The following is a 1,276-nucleotide window of genomic DNA, read 5'->3' as shown; positions in this document are numbered from 1 at the left end:
GGCCATGGTTGCGGCGATAAAGAACTTTACCTCGACGCTGTCGGCATCGGTTGAGTTTGATCCTAAAGTTTCCAATCGCATTTTCTCTATCGCTTGCGTGTCGATTTTAAGCTACGAGTTGCTGCCACAGTTGATGAAGCAGATTCACGAGTTAGCGCCGAATATCGCTTTGGAAGTGCACCCGCTGTTTACTGAGGATTACGAAAGTGATCTACGCTTACAACGTTATGATTTGATTATCGATTTAGCACCACGCGGGAGAACGGTCTTGAAAGTTGAACCCGTGATCACTGAGCGTTTGATGGTGGTGTGTAACAAAGATCACCCTCGCATCGCTGAGAGTATTTCTCAAGAGCAGTTTTTTGAAGAAGAACACGTTGCAGTATCGCAGTGGCAAAGCCGAAAAAGCATGCTGAGTGCAGAAGATATTGTTGATTTGGACAAACGCAAAATCATGTATCAAGCCGCAGGAGCACTGGAAATGTTGCCGGTTATCTGCGGTAGCGAATACATTGGTTTGATGCCAGAATCGATGATTAAGTTGTTCAGTAATACCTATCATGTGAAAGCACTGCCGTTTCCATTTGATGTAACAACTTACGATCTTTGCACCATTTGGCACCCTAGTCGCACTAATGAAAGTGCTCATCAGTGGTTGCGCGCGCAAATCAAACACGCAGGGAAAGTCATCAAGAAATAGGAAGTCCATATGAAGACAATACGAGCGATTCTAAACGGCAAAAAAGCCGGTAATCCTGAGCTAAGAGACGCCATCATGAAAATGAGAGACAAGGGCGTAGATGTGCAAGTTCGCGTCACTTGGGAATCGCAAGATATGCCGCGTCTCGTGAAAGAAGCGGTAACGGATGGTATTGAGCGTATTGTTGTTGCGGGTGGCGATGGCACTGTCAATGAGGCTGCTTCGGCACTTATCCACATTGATCATGAAAGTCGCCCTGAACTTGCCATTATTCCGCTTGGTACGGCCAATGATTTTGCGACCGCGAATCATATTCCAGATTCGATTGCTGATGCATTAACCTTGGCAGTGGAAGGGCAAGCGCTGTCTGTTGATTGCGTTAAGGCGAACGATCGTTGCTTTATCAATGTTGCGGCGGCAGGTTTTGGCGCAGAAGTGACGGCAGAAACGCCTGTTGAGTTAAAAAACTTTCTCGGTGGTGGGGCTTACACACTGACTGGCGTTGTGAAGGCGCTCGGCTTCAAACCTTATGATGGCAGCATCATTATCGAAGGGGGCCGTTACGATGGCGAAATG

General features: G+C 47.2%; 2 protein-coding genes. Both read left to right on the top strand.

Annotated features, from left to right (window positions below):
• On the top strand, nt 1-700 hold a 700-nt coding region (locus R8269_RS24785; protein ID WP_318222853.1), incomplete at its 5' end, for a LysR substrate-binding domain-containing protein.
• 9 nt (nt 701-709) lie between these two features.
• Nucleotides 710-1,276: YegS/Rv2252/BmrU family lipid kinase (locus R8269_RS24780; RefSeq protein ID WP_318222852.1), on the top strand; the 567-nt coding region annotated here is incomplete at its 3' end.

The organism is Vibrio sp. Vb0667, assembly GCF_033391095.1.
Note: the sequence above shows the minus strand (reverse complement) of the source record. Positions and strands in the feature narration are given on the sequence as shown.